Below are 15,787 nucleotides of genomic sequence, written 5' to 3' on the forward strand. Positions count from 1 at the left end.
GCGACGTGGGAACGGAGTACGGGGATGATCAAGGCGGGGCGGCTGCGGGACGGGGATCTGGTGGCGCTTGTCGCGCCGGCCGGGGCGGTGCCACCGGAGCAGGCGGCGAGCGCGGAGCGGATTCTCGCGGGCTGGGGGCTGCGGACGCGGGTGGGGCGGCATGCGCTCGGGCGGCACACCTATCTTTCCGGTACGGACGACGAGCGCCTCAGTGACCTCAACGACGCCCTGCGCGACCCGGAGGTGCGCGGTGTGCTGTGTCTGCGAGGCGGCTATGGCACTCAGCGGATCGTCGACCGGATCGATTTCGGGGCCGTGCGCGCCGATCCGAAGATGGTGATCGGGTTCTCCGACATCACCGCCCTGCACGTGGCGCTGTGGTGTGAGGCGGGGCTGGCCAGCGTGCACGGGCCGACCGGTGGGACGCTGCGGGAGGTCCCGGCGTGCCCTACCACGGCGGCGGCCCGGCAGGCCGTGATGACCACCGAACCGGTCGTCGTGCTGGCCGGAAGTGATCAGGTGGTGCGGGCCGGGCGGGCGGAGGGGGTGCTGCTCGGCGGCAATCTCACCCTGCTCGCCTCGACGGCCGGGACCCGGCACCGGCCGGACCTGTCCGGCGCGATCCTGCTGATCGAGGAGGTGAGCGAGGAGCCGTACCGAGTGGACCGGTCGATCACCCAGCTGAAACGGGCCGGCTGGTTCGATCGCCTGGCGGGGGTGGCGGTCGGCCAGTTCACCGACTGCGAGCCGAAGAAGTATCCCGAGTTCACGGTGGAGCAGGTCCTCGCCGGGCATCTGCTCGATCTGGGGATCCCGGTGCTCGGTGGGTTGCCGATCGGGCACGGCGATCAGCAGACGGCGGTCGGTCTGGGCGTGCCGGCGGTGCTCGACGCCGGCGCCGGCACCCTCGTCGTGGAGCCGGCCGGCCGCTGATCACAGCCCGTCGGTGGCCCTCCGGCAGAGGTCGGTGATCAGACGGTCGATCCGCGGGCCCGCCGTGCCGGTGTCGAAGCCGGTCAGACGGTGCATGATCAGGCCTTCGACCGCGGCCAGCAGGGTGTTCGCGGTGGCTTGCGGATCGTGCACGCCCAGGTCGGTCAGGATGCCCGCGGTCCAGTTCGTGATCAGGCGGCGGTCGGCGTTCAGGCGGTCCAGCAGGGCGGGCTCGACCACCCCCTGTACGAAGATCACATACCGGGCGGTGGTCCGCACCCGGGCGCGGCCGGTGGCGTCCTCGACGAAAGCGGTGAACGCGGCGATGAGCCCGGCCGGTGTGGCCGGCGGCCCGGCCGCCAGGAACGCCTGCCAGTCCGCGGCGTCCAGTTCGCGCAGACGGTCGACCGCCCCGGCGACCAGCGCGGCCCGGGTGCGGAAGTAGTTGGAGCTGGATCCGGGCGGCAGGCCCGCGGTGGCGTCGACCCGGGCGTGGCTCAGCGCGTGGAGGCCGCCGGTGCCGAGCACCTCCAGCGCCGCGTCGGTGGCACGGACGGCGGTGGTGGACGGCACCACGTCACTGTACCGGCAGCATTTCACGGCGGATCTCGGCGACGGCCGCGGCGATCCCGTCCTCGGCGGCGAGGCTCCGGGAGAGCGCCGCGGCGCCCGTACGATATGAATCGGCCACGGCGATGGCATCGCGGAGCTTGCGCGGAGTCGCCCGGCGCAACGGGATCGGCGCGGGGGCCGCGCCGAGCGCGGCGGCCCGGTGCGCCCAGAACGGCTGGTCGGCGGTGAACGGCACGATCACCGACGGCACGCCGGCACGCAAGGCCGCCGCGGTGGTTCCGGCGCCGCCGTGGTGGACGACCATTGCGGTACGGGGAAACAGCAGCTCGTGCGGCTCGTCCCCGACCACCAGCACGTTCCGGTGACCGGCCGTCAGCCCGGCGGCTCCGGTCTGCACGACCACCCGCCGGCCGAGCCGGGCCGCCGTCTCCTCGACGACGGCGCGCAGCCGGGGAGCGTCCAGGCTGCCGAACCCGATGAACACCGGCGGGTCGCCGTCGTCGAGGAATCGCCGCAGCCCCGGGGACAGTCCGCCGGTGACGCGCGGCCACCAGTAGCCGGTGATCGGCCGGTACGGCGGCCAGTCCGGTGGCGCCGGGACCACCGAGGGGCTGAAGCCGTAGAGCACGGGCCAATGTTCCTCGTCGGCCTGCCGGAACATCGCCGCCGAACCCAGCGGTGGCAGCCCGAGGCGGCGGCGGAAGGCGGCGTTCGCCCGCGCGAACGGCGCCTGGCCCAGCACCCGGAAGGCGTGGGCCGCTGCCCGGTTGCCCCACCCGCCGAGCGACCGGGTGGTGAGAAGCGGGGGCGGGAACGCGACGGTCGCCTCCAGCGGCTGGAGGAAGACGCCCATGCTCCGCGCCCCGGTCGCCTGTGCCACGTGGTAGCCGAGCCAGCCCATCGGCGAGAGCAGCAGCAGGTCGGCGTCCCGCGAGGCGGTGAGCACGGCCTCGCCGACATCCGGCCAGCGGGCGGCCAGTTGGCGGGCGAAACGGGCCGAGCTCAGTGGCCGCCCGGCGCCGAACTCCACCGGCAGGGCGGCGAACCCCAGTCCGGCCTCGTCGACATGTGCCCGCAGCGACGCGTGGGTCACGACGGTCACCCGGTCGCCGCCGGCGGCCAGGGCCGCGCCGAGTGCGGCGAGCGGGACGACGTCTCCCCTGGTCCCGATTCCGACGATCACGATGTGTGCCATGCCCCCGAGACTACTAGGATCGTAGTAGCGGCAGGATGGTCCGATGGGTGACATTCGATGGGTGGTCTGGCGGCAGGACGACAACGGGAACCGGTTCGTGGTGGCGCGGTTCACCGACCGGGCGGAGGCTGAGGAGCTGGCCGCCGAGATGGAGTCGCGCGGGCACAAGCAGCTCTATTGGGTAGCCGCAGCGGACTAAGCTATTTGTATGCGATTGTCCCGCCGTGCCCTACTCAGTGCCGGTCTGATCGGTATCGCCCCATCTACGTCCGGCCCGCCCATGGACGCCGACTGGAAGGCACTGGCCGCCGGACTGGACGGCGGACTGGACCGTCCGGGCACGGCCGCCTACGACAGCGGCCGGCAGCTCTACTCCCCCAGGTTCGACGGCATCCGCCCGGCCGCGGTGGTCCGCTGCGCCACCGCGGCCGACGTCTGCGAGGCGATCCGGTTCGCCGCCCGGATGAGGCTGCCGGTGGTGGCCCGCGGTGGCGGGCACTCCTACATCGGGGCGTCCACGATCAGTGACGGCCTGGTCCTGGACGTCCGGCCGATCGACCGGGTGAGGTACGACGCCGCGTCCCGGATCGCCACGATCGGCGGCGGCGCCACCGTGATCAAGGCCTACACGGCTCTCGGGTGGCACGGTGTCTCGATCCCGGCGGGCACCTGCGGCAGTGTCGGGATCAGCGGCCTGACCAGCGGCGGCGGGATCGGGCCGGCCGCCTCCGCGTACGGACTGGCCTGCGACAACGTGACCGCCGCGGACGTCGTGACGGCCGACGGCAGGCTCCGGACGGTGGACGCGGCCCGCGAACCGGACCTGTTCTGGGCGCTGCGCGGCGGCGGGGGCGGCCGGTTCGGGGTGGTGACGGGCTGGCGGATGCGGACCCATCCGGCGACGACGATCGGCACGTTCACGCTGACGTACCGGTGGGCGGACGCGGCCCGGGCGGCCACCGGCTGGCAGGCCCGCATCGCCGGGGCGCCGGACAACGTCTGGTCGTCGTGCCAGTTCACGGCGGAGGCGGGCGGTGCTCTGTCCGTACGAGTGAACGGTTTTGTCCTGGACGGTGACGCCCACGGCGAGGTGGCCGCGCTGACCAGGGCGATCGGCAGGGAGCCCGCGTCGGTGGCGGTGGGGCGCGAGCCGCACGTCAGGCTGATGAAGGACCGCGCGGGCGGCCCGGCCCGCAACACCCACCTGATCGGCAGCGAGATCTTCCGGGCCGCGCTGCCGGCGGAGGGGATCGCCGCGCTGGTGGCGGCGGTGCGGCGGCGGGCCGCGTCGAAACGGCCGGGGCTGGCGAAGCTGAAGCGGATGACCGGCGCGCCGGCCCGGATCGCGCCGGGGACGACCGCGTTCCCGTGGCACGGCGCGCTGACGATGCTCCAGTGGCTGGTCGTGCCGGGGAAGGTGGACACCGCGTCGGTGGCCGACGGCTACACGTGGATCGGCGCCGGGCACCGGGCGCTGGCCCGCTGGTCGGCCGGGCGGTACGTCAACTATCTGGAGCCGGGGCCGATCGATCCGGCCGACTATCACGGCCCGAATCTCGGCCGGCTCCGCCGCATCCACGCCTCGGTGGATCCGGGCCGCCTCTTCCGAACCGCCTACCGTCTGTGACCGCGGCCAGGACTCCGATCGTGCCGGTCCCGCCGAGCCTGGATCGGCTGGCCCGGCTCCGTTCCGCGAAATCTGCCCAATGGGGCGTACGGGTCCGCGTCATCGGCGCGGACCTGCCGGACGTCGTCTCCATCCCCGAAGCCCGTCCCCGCGGCCGGGCACCGGTCTCTCGCGGCGCAGTTATAGTGCGCGAGGCACATTCGTAACGATCAATATGGCTGTTCTCGGGGAGGAGAACCCATGCGACGTCGAGTGGGTGGAGCCGTGGCCGCGCTGGTCATCGGCCTGACAGGAGCCGGCGTGACGCCGGCCGCGAGAGCCGGTGAACCGGCGGCCAATCCCGTGATCATCTGGGACCGGAACGCACAGACCGCCATCTGGGATGTCGGCGGGCAACTGCCGTGGGAGCAGGGGCGCTCGTTCGCCATGGTGAGCGGCGCGGTCTACGACGCGGTGAACGCGATCACCGGCAAGCGGTACCAGCCGCTGCTGACGGCGCCACCGGCCACCGGACGGGAGTCGATCGACGCGGCCGTGGCCACCGCGGCCTACCGGGTGCTGGCGTCGGTGCTGCCGGCCCAGGCCGACCGGCTCCGCGACCAGTACGACCAGGCGCTCGCCGCGATACCGGACGGACAGGCGGAGACCACGGGCATCGCCCTCGGGGACCGGACGGCCGCCACCATGATCGCGTCCCGGGCGAACGACGGATCATCCGGGGACGCCGAGTGGGTGATCGGCACCGAACCGGGCGAGTGGCGGCCGACCCCACCGGCGTACGCCGCGGACGGGGCCTCGGTCGCCGACACTCGACCGTTCCTGATCACCGACCCGGCGCGGTACCGCAGCGACGGCCCGTACCCGGTGGTCAGCGCCGCCTACGCAGGGGACTTCAACGAGATCAAGTCGGTCGGGGCGGTGGACAGCACGACCCGTACCGCCGACCAGACCGAGGCGGCCATCTGGTGGCACGACCGCAACGTCACCGAGTGGCAGATCAAGCGGCAGCTCGCCGAGACGCAGCGACTGAGCGTGCTCCAGACGGCCCGGCTGTTCGCGATGGCCGACATCACCGTGGCCGACACCCAGATCTCCTGCTTCGACGACAAGCGGGCGTGGAGTTTCTGGCGGCCGGTCACCGCGATCCGGGCCGCCGACACCGACGGCAACCCGCGGACCACCGGTGACCCCGCGTGGACGCCTCTGCTGATCACTCCGCCGTTCCCGGACCACCCATCCGGCCACGCCTGCGCGACGGCGGCCCGGATGGCGACCTACCGCACCTACTTCGGCAAGGACCGGATCGCCTACAGCGCCTACAGCGAGGCCTCCGGCACGACCCGCTACTTCCGCAGCTTCTCCCAGGGGGTCGAGGAGGTGAACAACGCCCGGGTCTGGGGCGGCATCCACTTCCGCAACGCCGACCTCCAGGGCCAGAAACTGGGCGAGGCTGTCAGTGCCTACATCACCGGCCACTACTTCCGGAAACTACGCTCCTGACCCATGGACAGATCGGAATTCGTCGAAGAGCTGGGCCTGACGCCGCATCCGGAGGGTGGGTGGTACCGGGAGACCTGGCGGTCCCCGGTGACATTCCGGCCCGAGGGGTACGACGGCCCGCGTCACGCCGCCACCGCCATCTACTTCCTGCTGCACCCCGGCGAGGAATCGGCCTGGCACGTGGTGCGCTCCGACGAGTTGTGGTTGCACCATTCCGGCGGCCCGCTGCTGCTGCGTTTCGGCGGCAGCGGGGACCGCCCGTCCGAAACCGGTACGGAGATCCTCGACGGCACCCGGCCGCAGGTGCTGATCCCGGCCGGGGTGTGGCAGGCGGCGGAACCCGCCGGCGACGAGCCCGTCCTGGTCAGCTGCGTGGTGGCGCCCGGTTTCGACTTCGCCGACTTCCGCATGCTCTGATCAGCGCGCGCTTCCGCATGCTCTGATCAGCGCGCTTCCGCATGCTCTGATCAGCGCGCTTCCGCATGCTCTGATCAGCGCGCTTCCGCATGCTCTGATCAGCGCGCTTCCGGGTGCTCTGATCAGCGCGCGAGACGCAGATTTCCCGGCTGATAGGAGACCAGGCCGGTGCTGTCGATCTCGTACGTCGCGGCCGGCCCCTCCCCGGTGATCCGCAACCGGTTCGGGCTGACCATGTGGTAGGTCGCCGTGCCCGCGACCAGCTCCAGCGACGGCACCAGGACCCGTATCGACGGCACGCTCACCGGCCCCGGCTCGGCGGTCAGCCCGAGCCGCCGGATCGCCCAGGACACGAAGATCGGCGAGTCGGTGAGCCGCGGCACCGCCTCCGGGTCGATCTCCGGTGGGGCCGGATCGGACTCGTCGCCCCGGATCACCCATTCGCCGCCGGTGTGGTGCATCTGGAGGCCGCGGCTCCACCCGTCGCCCCGGCAGGAGACGCTCAGCTCACGGACCCTGGTCTCCTCGTCCAGCTCGGCATGCCAGCCCACCGAGAACGGCATGGCGCCGGTGACGACCGCGGTGCCCTGCGCGCAGAGCTCCCGGGCGAAGACCAGCTCGGTGCCGATGACGCTGGTGCGCTGCCAGGCCAGCGGTCCGGCAGGTAACGTCGCCGCCGTCACCGGGCTGGTGGTCCGCCCCGTCAGGGTTTCGGGCATGACGCCTCCTTTGCCGGGCTCATTCCCATCCTGACACCGCCGAAACCCGGCGGGGTGCGGTCCGCCAGTAACAGGTGTGATGGGTCTCGCGCTGGACGACACCGTTTTCGAGGTGCTGCTGGGCACCGAGCGGATCGGCCCGCGCCGTCCGCTGTCCGCCGACGACGAGGCGCTGCTCGTCGCCTTCGGCGACCGCTACCTACGCGCCGTCCAGTCGAACGCCACCGACGACGTCTTCCTCACCCTGGGCCGCGACCTGTGGTCATGGCTGGACGGCGACGCCCGCCAGCTGGCCACCCTGGTCGCCTCGGCGCCGTCCCCGTTCGTCTTCGAGATCCGCGGCCCGAAGAACCCGTCCGACCGCGCGTGGCCGCTGCTGCGCGCCCCCTTCGAGTTGCTGGCCCCACCGGACGGCGGTTTCCTGGCCGAGAACGCCCTGTCCCGATTCTGCGTGGTCCGCCGCCTCGGCGACGCGGTCACCCCACCGGCCCCGGACGGCTTCCGCCTGGGCCTGGCCTTCATGGCCTCCTCCCCCAGCCGCCAGCACGAACTGGACTTCGAGGCCGAGGAGGCTGCCATCCTGGAGGCGGTCGACGCCACCCGGGTCGACCTGATCGTCGAGGACACCGGCAACCCCGCCCAGCTCGGCCGCCGCCTCGCCGACCTGGGCGGGCTCCCCGCCGTCCACCTCTCCTGCCACGGCATCAACCGCTGGCGTCCCGACCCGGACACCCCACCGGCCCCGGCCCTGATGATGGAGGACGAGGTCGGCGACGACCTGCCCACCACCGCCGCCCACCTCGTCAACGCGATGACGAAGCCGCCCCGGTTCCTGTTCATCTCGGCGTGCCTGACCGCGACCCCCGCCAACGAGGAGAGCCACCTGCCACCCGGCGCCGGCCGCCGGACCACCACCATGTCCCCCGCCGAGCAGCAGGCGATGGTCGCCCACTCGATGGCCACCTCACTGATCTCCGCGGGCATCCCCGCCGTCCTGGGCTGGGACGGCTCGGTCGGCGACCGCGCCGCCACCGCCTTCGCCCGTGAGCTCTACAGCCAGCTGAGCACCCAGGCCGACGTCGCGGTAGCCGTCGGAAACGCCCGCCGCGCCCTGCTCAACTCGGCCGAACCACCCATCCGCGCCGACTGGCACCTGGCCCGCCTGTGGCTGGGCCCGGACGGCGGCGGCCCCCTGGTCTCCGGGAACCGGGCCCGCTCCCGGGTGACCGCGGTCCACGCCACGAAAATCTTCCTGGACCGCAAGAGCAGGGTCCCGGTGGCCGCCCCCAACATGTTCGTGGGCCGCCGCCCCGAACTCCAGCGGGCACTCCGGGCCCTGCGCTCCGACGGTCGCGCCGGCGTCCTCCTTCATGGTCAGGGCCGCCTCGGCAAGTCCAGCCTGGCCGCGCGGATCGCCGACCGCCGCCCCGATCTGACACCGGCTGTGGTCTTCGGCGACTACAGTCCCACCGCGATCCTCGACGCCATAGCCGAAGCGGTGAAGACGAACCCCGGGGCCCGCGACCTGATCGAGCACCGCCGCAATGAGGTCCGCGAGCGCCCCGAAGCCCTTGAGCCGCTGCTCACCGACCTCCTGGCCGGCCCGTGCGCCCAGTTGGACATCAACCAGCTCCCGCTCCTGCTGATCATCGACGACCTGGAACAGATCCTGGAGATCGAGCCGCAGGGCCTGCCGAAGGTCGTCGCCGCCTCCGCCCCGGTGCTGGCGGCGGTCCTGCGGGCCTTCGACCCGGCGATCACCGACAGCCGGTTGCTGCTGACCAGCCGTTTCCAGTTCACCCTCGACAACCTCCAGGACCGCCTGGAACAGATCCCGCTCCGCCCGCTGTCCACCATCGCCCAGCAGAAGCTCTTGAACCGCCAGCAGGAGAAGGTCACCCCCGAACGCCGGGCCGAACGCGCCGCCCTCGCGGCCCGAGCGGTTGCCGTGAGCCGAGGCAACCCCGGCCTACAGGACCTGATCGGCCAGCGCCTGGTCTTCAACGACCACGTCGACCTGCCCCGTGCCGAGGCCGCCGTAACCGAGATGGAGTCCTACCTCCACCAGGGCGAACTCCCCGCAGAGGCAGAAGTCCGCGCTTTCCTTGAGGGCCTGGCCCTGGACACCCTGCTGACCGAGGCGGGCCCGGAGCATGAGGCCCTCCTCCGAGACCTGACCCTCTTCGACATCCCCATCCCGGTCTCGGTGGCCGCCCTGCTAGCCGACCGCACCAGCGGCTCGACAGCCAGACTCCTCGCCCTCGGCCTCGTGGACACCTTCCCCGACGCCTACCGCCCCGAAACGACAGCTCTGATCGCGAATGCCCTGGCCGCCGGTCGGCTGACCCCACTCGCCGCTGACGAAATCCGATCCCTGGCTGCCACGGTCACCCGGCCCCTGTTCGTCGCCTGGGGCGCGAGAGGACGACACCACGACCGCCCGCAGCACCTGGATCTGCAATTGGTTCGGCTCGCCCTGATCGCGGGCGATACCGAGGTCGTGGCCTGTTGTGCGGCGGATGCGGTCCGAGTGCTGAACAGCGGATTGGCCGCCGTCGCGTGCGAATTCGGCGATGCCGCGATCGCGCTCCTCGACCACCACGGAACTGCCGTACCCATCGACCTGCTACGAGCAGTCGCCAATGCGGCTCGCGTCTGCGGTCATGGTAAATCCGTGGAGCGGCTCCTCGGTCGGGCAGCGCAGATCATCCAATCCGACGATGCCGGCGGGATCCCCCTGCTGGATCGCGCCCGCGTGGCTGCGGACCAGGCTTCCTTTCTTCTCCGGGGCGGCCAGTTGGAGCGGGCGGAACAACTACTCCACCAGGCTCACCAGTGGTTTGTCACCGCTGGGTCCGAGGCGGAGGCGGCAACCTGTCAAGGAATGCTTGCCGTGATCCACTACCAGCACGGCGAATACGACGAAGCACTCCGCATCATGCGAGAGATCGAGCTTCCCGTCTACGAACGACTCGGCGACAGCCGCCGTATCACCGGAACCTTGGGCAGGATCGCCGACATCTACCAAGCACGTGGTGATTTCCACGAGGCGCTCCGCACCCGGCAGGAAATTCAACTCCCCGTCTACGAACGACTCGGCGACACCTGGAACGTCGCCGTCGCATGGGGAAAGATCGCGGAGATTCATTACAACCGTGGCGAGTACGACGAGGCGCTCCGCATCCGGCGGGAAATTCAACTCCCCGTCTTCGAGCGGCTCGGCGATGCCCGCGAAACGGCCGTGGCCTGGGGTTACATCGCAGACATCATCCACGAACGTGGCGACTACGACGAAGCGCTCCGCATCCGGCAGGAGATCGAACTCCCCGCCTATGAACGAATCGGCGACCTCCGTTCCATCGCCGTGGCATGGGGGAACATCGCCGAAATCCACTTGCAGCGAGGCAACTACGAGGAGGCGGCCCGGCTGCAGGCCGATCGGCTGGCGACCAACGAACGGTTGGGAGACCTTGACGGAATCGCGTCCGCAAAGTGGTCGCTTGCCATGATCTACCTGCAACAGGAGGATTTCGAGACCGCGATCCCACTGGTGGCCGCGGCTTACCGTGGGGCCCTCAAGCTCCAACGGGCGGACGGACTTGCGATTGCTGGATCAACCTGGGGGGAGCTTCTCTTGGCCGTGGGCGAGTTGGAGGAAGCAAAATCGGTCCTCCGAGTGAGCCTTTCGGCAGCCGAGAAGATCGGGGCGGCCGGACTCATCGAAAGGATTCAAAGCACGCTCGAACAGGCAGAAGGGCCTGAGTAGGAGTCAGCGGGTGGGTTCGTTGTCGCCGTGGAACTCCGGGGGCGGGTTCAGCTCGCCGGCGTGATAGACGCGCGGAATACGATCACGACCGGGCCGGACACCCGCCCGGCCCACAGCCGGACCCTCCTCACCGGTCATCCGGCGAAGTTGAGCGTCCACTTCGGCTCGAAGAACGGCCATCGCGACGGCCAGCCCATGCCGGATCTGCTCGCACGTAGGACACGACGCGACCTCACAATGCTGATGCGCCGCAGCGATGTTCACAATCGACGCGTGCAACGCGCGGATCTCCCCCGGCTGGACCGGCCCGCCCGTCACCTCCAGCGCCTCCCGATAGGCCGCGATGGCCGAGTCCGGCACCTGGTAGTAGTCGGCGGCGCGGCGCGTGTACCAGAGGAAGTCGTCCTGCAGGCTCATCGGGACCAGAACCAGCGACGGCTCCCCCGCCGGCGCTTCCAGGTCATCTCGTCGGCGATCATGGAGCGCACGCTGGCGACCACGGCGGTCATGGCTTCCTGGAGGCCTTCACACGTACGGCAGCCCCCACCGTCGCATTCGGTGCGATGGTTGTACGCGATGTCGGTGATGACACGGCCCAGCGCGGCGGACGCGTACGTCCCCCGGTCGTTCGGATGCTGCCGGGCCAGGATCTCCCGGAATCCGGCGATGCTCTCCTCTCCGGCACCGTAAAGGCGGGCGGCACCCTCCACCTGGAGCAACGCGTCCTGAACCGTTCCCTCCACGTGCATGGCTCTCCCCCAAGGGCCGTTGACATGTGGACGGTGACCGTATCCCCACAAGCGCCCGTCGTCACATGGGCCGGTCAGCCGATCATCGGAGCCGAACAAACGAGTCCGGATACGAAGCACCCCGGACCTGTGCGGTCCGGGGTGCTTCGTGGAGCGTGGCCCTGTCGGCCGATGGCTCCTGGCGGAACCCCTGGTCCGGGGTCTCCGGGAGCGGTAGCGGTCCCGCCGGGTCCGAGGTCAGCGGGTGGTCTCTCCGGCGTCCGCGTCGAGGGAGCGCTGGCTTTCCTGGATGCTGACGGTGAGGGCGTCGACGTTCTGGCACACGGTCTGGAACTTCAGCATGGCGGTCCGCAGTTCGGCGAGGTGGGTGGCCTGCTCGAACTCGCCGGCGGAGGCCTCGGCCTGCCGAAGGGGCTGCTCGACGACGTTCGCGGCCGCGGTGATCAGCGTGCTCTTCGACTGCTTACTGAGCGTCAGGATCTGGGTGGCGGTGGCGATGTCGAAATCGTAGCCGTCCTGACCGAGAGTTGCCTGATTGGCCACGGTGCAGGCGGATGCGGTGGCGTTGTCCAGGCCGCTGATGGACACCGTCGGCTCCGCGGCCGCGGCCGATCCGACAGGTTCTCCGGGGGTGGCGCAGCCGGAAATCGCCAGCAGGGTAGAGGCAAAGACGGCTGCGGTGGTGGTTCCTCGCATGGACGGAAGGCTACCCGGCAGGGTCGCGCGCACGCTCGACGCAGGCCCGGGATGTGACGGGAATCCCTCACTCTCCGTACCGTTGCGCTCTGTAATCGAAATCTCAGCCAACGGCCTGGCGGCGCACCATCTCGCTGATCCATACGGGCGCGTACGGAGACGTGCAGTTCGGCGGGGTCGGATAGTCCTTGAGCACTTCGAGCCGCTCACCGATCTCGATGGCGCGGGCCCGATGCCCGGGATGGGAGATGCCGATCTGGGCGAGGCAGTGGTTCATGGCCCACTGGAGGCGATCCGGGGCGTCCTTCATCTCCGCCTCGATCGTGTCGAGCAGCCCGGCGAGGTCCAGCCCGTCCGGCTTCCGGGCCACCCGCTCGGTGGTCAGCGCCCACCCGCCGCTCGCGACCACCGGATCCGCATCCCGGAGCCAGGCGACACGCAGCTCCTCCGCGTGCGGGCTCTTCTTGACGACATAGTTGACAAGCCAGTCATGGACCTTCGGGGTACGGGACTCGCGCGCCATCACGTCCAGCTGCCCCGCCGCGAACTCCCGGGGACGACAGATCAGCAGCGCCAGCAGCCGTGCCGCGCTGTCCCCGGTGGCCCAGAGCCCGAGCGCGAGGTCCTGCTGGGTCTTGAGCCGCTTGGCGATCGCCCGCAGCTTGCCGAGGTTGACCCCGTGGTCGTCACCGTGCCGCTCGTTGACGGCCCGCGCCTTCGGGTCCTCGATCGCGGCCAGCTCGGCCATCACCTCGGTCACCGTCGTCCCGCTCACCCTGTGCCTCCCGTCCCGCGCACCCCCACCTTACGATCAACTCCTCTGCCGCCGCCCACATTCGACGGACACGCCCGGCCTGGCAAGATCAGCTGTGACAGGGTGATGGACGCTACGCGTGTGCGCGGACACGTTTCGGGGTCTTCGGTGCCGGAGGGTGCTGGAGTGGAGACGAGACGGCACTCTCGGCGAAGGCGGGCCGCGGTATGCAGCATGAGGATCTGGTCAGGGCGGTTATCGCCGCAGTGGCCTTCGGGGTGATGCTGGCCGGGCATTACATCGGGGATCACTGGGCCCAGACCAGCGGCCAGGCCTACGGCAAGGGGCTGGACGCGGCCGGCTGTGTCCGGTCGACGGCGGTGCGGCACTGCGCCGCCCATGTCGCGTCATGGACCCTGACCACCACCGTGTTCCTGCTGGTAGCGGCCTGGTGGCTGAAGCTTCCCCTGGAGCCGGGATGGCTCGCGGCCGGCGTGACGCTCAACGCGGTCACCCATTTCATCGCCGACCTCCGAACCCCACTGATCCGGCTCGGCCGCCTGCTCGGGCGCGGCGGCTACATCGACCAAGTCGGGGTGGTCCGACCAGCCGGCCACACCAACAGCGGCCCGGGCACCGGCCTGTTCGAACTCGACCAGGCCTGGCACATCGGCTGGCTGGCGGTGTCAGCCCTGGTCATCGCAGGCCCACCCATCTGATCCCGCCCCCGGGAAGCGGCCCGCCCCGGGATCCAGGACTTCCGCAATCAAGCCCCTTCCAACTTCCTTCTCCGGTACGAGTGCCCTCGTCCCGCCGTATCAGGGCCGTCCCGTCCGCTCGACGCGATCTCGCTGCCCACTCCAGCCTGTGCCGCCCCGCCGGGCGTAAATCGGCTGGACACCCCCGCATGTGCCACCACTCGCGCCAGGCGGGTGGTTGCGGTGGTCCTCACCAGGCAACCGCGGCGGCCACTCCCAGCCGTCACGCCACTCGCGCCAGGCGGGTGGTGACGCTCGATGCCGTCACGCCACTCGCGCCAGACGGGTGGTGACGCTCGATGCCGTCACGCCACTCGCGCCAGACGGGTGGTGACGCTCGATGCCGGTCGCGCCACGGAACACCCACCGGAAGCCACTCACCGTGATCGAAATCTTGGATACATGCGGATGCGTGGTACATCCGTGCTGTTCTGGCGACCTCTATCCCCCACAAGAACCGGTGAACCGGGTTCCTCGCTCACGCGGAGTGCCGGCCGTCTGGGCTTTCGGAGGTGAGCGCACACGAAAGCCGCCACGTGGGCTGCCGTCGCCGCGATAGGGCACGTAAGCGACCACGACACCACCACCGTGCGCGCCCACCCTCGGGTAAGCGCGACCACCCGCACCGGGCGACCGGCGCAACGGCCGCGAGCAGGCAACCCCCGTGCCTGGCCAGCAAACCGCAACCACCCGCCCAGCGCCACCGGCGCTACGGCAGAGGGCAGCCCGGGCGCCTGGCCGGTATCACCGCGACCGCCCGCCCAGGATGGCCGAAAACGGGCGGCCGTGACCGGCGGCAGGGTGAGGAAGTGACGGGCGGCCGTGACCGGCGGCAGGGTGAGGAAGTGACGGGCGGCCCGGCCTGCCCGGGCACCGATCTCCGCCCGGCGGGTGCGGCACAGGCCGGAGCGGGCAGCGAGATCGCGTCGAGCGGACGGAACGGCCCTGACAGGGCAGGACGAGGACACGCGTACCGAAAAGGATCGGAACGCGGACCTCGACCACGAAAGCTCTTGAGAACCCAGCCGCAGAAACGCGGTCAGGCGACCATGCGAATGACGGCCGTCAGGCCGACGGCGACGATCACCGTGCGGAGGACCTTGTCCGGCAGGCGGCGGCCGTAGCGGGCGCCGAGCATCCCGCCGGCCACCGATCCGACCGCGATCAGCAGGGCCGGCAGCCAGGCGACCACCCCGGCCGCGACGAAGACCAGGGCCGCGACCGTGTTGGCCAGCCCGGCGATGATGTTCTTGAGGCCGTTGACCTGTTGCAGGTTCGGGGAGACGAGGATGCCGAGCACGCCGAGCAGCAGGACTCCGAGCGCCGCGCCGAAGTAGCCGCCGTAGACGCCTGCCGCGAACACGGCGCCGATGAGGACCGGGCCGACAGGGCGGGGGCCGGCCGCCGTCCGGCGGCGCAGCGTGCGGACGAGCCAGGGCTGGAGGATGATCAGCACCAGTGCCAGGCTGATCAGGACCGGGACGACGGCGCCGAAGGTGGTCTCGGGCAGGACGAGCAGCAGCAGCGCCCCGCCGATCGCGCCGGCCACGGCCGCGGCGCCGAGGGGCAGCAGCAGGCGGCGGTGGGTGGCGACTTCGGCCCGGTATCCGTAGGCGGCCGCGAACGAGCCGGGCACGAGGCCGACCGTGTTCGAGGCGTTGGCGACGACCGGCGGGTAGCCGAGGGCCAGCAGTACCGGGAAGGTCACCAGGGTTCCGGAGCCGACCAGCGCGTTGATCGCGCCGGCCACCACTCCTGCCGCGAGGATCTGGGCGGCTTCGATGGCATGCATGGGCGTGCACCTCTCACACGGGACGGTCGCCGCCGACGAGGGTCGCCGCCGTCCATGGGTTCGTGATCAAGAGCGATCCTAGGAGCGATCCGGTGGATCACCCAAGGGGCCGGCCACATGCGACACCGATGGCGCTGCCCGGGCCGATCAGGCGTCGGGTGGGCGCCGCGTGGCCCGCGACCGAGTGATGAGGAGGACCGCCGCGACGATCGCGGTGACACTCAGCATGCAGAACAGCAGGCACAGAACATGCCACGGCTTCAGCCCACCCATGCGATCACCCTAGCCATCGAAAGCTCCCGTGGCAG

The 15,787-nt window shown here is 70.9% G+C and carries 16 protein-coding genes; 7 read left to right on the forward strand and 9 right to left on the reverse strand.

The features are described 5' to 3' along the window. Nucleotides 1-24 precede the first annotated feature (24 nt). Nucleotides 25-933, forward strand: a complete 909-nt coding sequence (locus BJ964_RS39915; protein ID WP_188125512.1) for a S66 peptidase family protein — start codon at nucleotides 25-27, stop codon at nucleotides 931-933. Here BJ964_RS39915 and BJ964_RS39920 read toward each other — a convergent pair whose 3' ends face one another. Next, nucleotides 934-1,506 carry a TetR/AcrR family transcriptional regulator gene (locus BJ964_RS39920; protein ID WP_188125513.1) on the reverse strand — a complete coding sequence of 191 codons (573 nt, stop codon included), beginning with the start codon at nucleotides 1,504-1,506 and terminating at the stop codon, nucleotides 934-936. It lies immediately after the preceding gene. 4 nt (nucleotides 1,507-1,510) lie between these two features. Next, nucleotides 1,511-2,701, reverse strand: a complete 1,191-nt coding sequence (locus BJ964_RS39925) for a glycosyltransferase (protein ID WP_188125514.1) — start codon at nucleotides 2,699-2,701, stop codon at nucleotides 1,511-1,513. 43 nt (nucleotides 2,702-2,744) lie between these two features. Here BJ964_RS39925 and BJ964_RS39930 point away from each other — a divergent pair, with 43 nt between their 5' ends. The 4 genes from BJ964_RS39930 to BJ964_RS39945 all read left to right on the forward strand — a co-directional run bounded on the left by BJ964_RS39930 (nucleotide 2,745) and on the right by BJ964_RS39945 (nucleotide 6,245). Beyond that, the gene (locus BJ964_RS39930; protein ID WP_188125515.1) at nucleotides 2,745-2,900 is read left to right on the forward strand and encodes a hypothetical protein; all 156 of its coding nucleotides are present in this window, start codon (nucleotides 2,745-2,747) and stop codon (nucleotides 2,898-2,900) included. 9 nt (nucleotides 2,901-2,909) lie between these two features. Then, the gene (locus tag BJ964_RS39935) at nucleotides 2,910-4,328 is read left to right on the forward strand and encodes an FAD-binding oxidoreductase (RefSeq protein ID WP_188125516.1); all 1,419 of its coding nucleotides are present in this window, start codon (nucleotides 2,910-2,912) and stop codon (nucleotides 4,326-4,328) included. A 240-nt stretch (nucleotides 4,329-4,568) separates the two neighbouring features. Next, entirely contained in the window at nucleotides 4,569-5,828 is a 1,260-nt protein-coding gene (locus tag BJ964_RS39940) for a vanadium-dependent haloperoxidase (RefSeq protein WP_188125517.1), read from the forward strand. Nucleotides 5,829-5,831: 3 nt separating this feature from the next. Beyond that, nucleotides 5,832-6,245: a cupin domain-containing protein gene (locus BJ964_RS39945; protein ID WP_188125518.1), complete on the forward strand. Its 414-nt coding sequence runs from the start codon at nucleotides 5,832-5,834 to the stop codon at nucleotides 6,243-6,245. A 122-nt stretch (nucleotides 6,246-6,367) separates the two neighbouring features. Here the strand turns inward: BJ964_RS39945 and BJ964_RS39950 are convergent, their stop codons facing one another. Then, nucleotides 6,368-6,964, reverse strand: coding sequence for a putative glycolipid-binding domain-containing protein (locus BJ964_RS39950; protein WP_188125519.1), 597 nt, complete (start codon nucleotides 6,962-6,964; stop codon nucleotides 6,368-6,370). Nucleotides 6,965-7,043: 79 nt separating this feature from the next. Between BJ964_RS39950 and BJ964_RS39955 the strand changes: the two genes are divergently transcribed. Further along, the gene (locus BJ964_RS39955; RefSeq protein ID WP_188125520.1) at nucleotides 7,044-10,730 is read left to right on the forward strand and encodes a tetratricopeptide repeat protein; all 3,687 of its coding nucleotides are present in this window, start codon (nucleotides 7,044-7,046) and stop codon (nucleotides 10,728-10,730) included. 3 nt (nucleotides 10,731-10,733) lie between these two features. On the opposite strand, the gene BJ964_RS39960 is transcribed toward BJ964_RS39955, so the two are convergent. The 4 genes from BJ964_RS39960 to BJ964_RS39975 form a co-directional block, all read right to left on the reverse strand. Then, complete coding sequence (locus BJ964_RS39960) at nucleotides 10,734-11,147, reverse strand: hypothetical protein (protein WP_188125521.1); 414 nt, start codon at nucleotides 11,145-11,147, stop codon at nucleotides 10,734-10,736. After that, the gene (locus tag BJ964_RS39965; RefSeq protein ID WP_188125522.1) at nucleotides 11,144-11,479 is read right to left on the reverse strand and encodes a hypothetical protein; all 336 of its coding nucleotides are present in this window, start codon (nucleotides 11,477-11,479) and stop codon (nucleotides 11,144-11,146) included. The genes BJ964_RS39960 and BJ964_RS39965 overlap by 4 nt, the downstream gene beginning before the upstream one ends. A gap of 237 nt (nucleotides 11,480-11,716) precedes the next feature. Next, nucleotides 11,717-12,175 carry a hypothetical protein gene (locus tag BJ964_RS39970; protein ID WP_188125523.1) on the reverse strand — a complete coding sequence of 153 codons (459 nt, stop codon included), beginning with the start codon at nucleotides 12,173-12,175 and terminating at the stop codon, nucleotides 11,717-11,719. A gap of 103 nt (nucleotides 12,176-12,278) precedes the next feature. Next, a complete protein-coding gene (locus BJ964_RS39975) occupies nucleotides 12,279-12,923 on the reverse strand; it encodes a DNA alkylation repair protein (RefSeq protein WP_203832640.1) in 645 nt (214 codons plus the stop codon). A 233-nt stretch (nucleotides 12,924-13,156) separates the two neighbouring features. Between BJ964_RS39975 and BJ964_RS39980 the strand changes: the two genes are divergently transcribed. Beyond that, nucleotides 13,157-13,648 carry a transcriptional regulator gene (locus BJ964_RS39980; RefSeq protein WP_188125525.1) on the forward strand — a complete coding sequence of 164 codons (492 nt, stop codon included), beginning with the start codon at nucleotides 13,157-13,159 and terminating at the stop codon, nucleotides 13,646-13,648. A 1,078-nt stretch (nucleotides 13,649-14,726) separates the two neighbouring features. On the opposite strand, the gene BJ964_RS39985 is transcribed toward BJ964_RS39980, so the two are convergent. Both BJ964_RS39985 and BJ964_RS48725 read right to left on the reverse strand, forming a co-directional pair. Then, nucleotides 14,727-15,479, reverse strand: a complete 753-nt coding sequence (locus BJ964_RS39985; RefSeq protein WP_188125526.1) for a sulfite exporter TauE/SafE family protein — start codon at nucleotides 15,477-15,479, stop codon at nucleotides 14,727-14,729. Nucleotides 15,480-15,626: 147 nt separating this feature from the next. Beyond that, entirely contained in the window at nucleotides 15,627-15,752 is a 126-nt protein-coding gene (locus tag BJ964_RS48725) for a hypothetical protein (protein WP_262479416.1), read from the reverse strand. Nucleotides 15,753-15,787 lie beyond the last annotated feature (35 nt).

Origin of the sequence: Actinoplanes lobatus (genome assembly GCF_014205215.1) — a bacterium.
Lineage (GTDB): Bacteria > Actinomycetota > Actinomycetes > Mycobacteriales > Micromonosporaceae > Actinoplanes > Actinoplanes lobatus.